Source organism: Pseudorhodobacter sp. E13, from assembly GCF_003991405.1.
Classification (GTDB): domain Bacteria; phylum Pseudomonadota; class Alphaproteobacteria; order Rhodobacterales; family Rhodobacteraceae; genus Pseudorhodobacter.
The window spans coordinates 1-209 of sequence record NZ_RPEN01000006.1; the positions used below are offsets into that span (position 1 = coordinate 1).

General features: G+C 61.2%; 1 protein-coding gene. It reads right to left on the bottom strand.

The annotated features are described in order from the left end of the window. Positions 1–209 (bottom strand): EF-Tu/IF-2/RF-3 family GTPase (locus EGN72_RS00030; RefSeq protein ID WP_255417397.1); only part of this gene is annotated, 209 nt, incomplete at both ends.

The window sequence follows — 209 nt, forward strand, 5'->3', positions numbered from 1 at the left end:
TCAACGCCCGTGCAAACCGTTTTCTTGGTGTCGCGGATGCCCACGATTTCCATTTCTTCGCCGACCTTGATCACGCCGCGCTCAATACGACCGGTGGCAACAGTGCCGCGGCCCGAGATCGAGAACACGTCTTCAACCGGCATCAGGAACGGCTGGTCAACAGCGCGGGCCGGGGTCGGGATGTATTCATCCACAGCCGCGATCAGCGC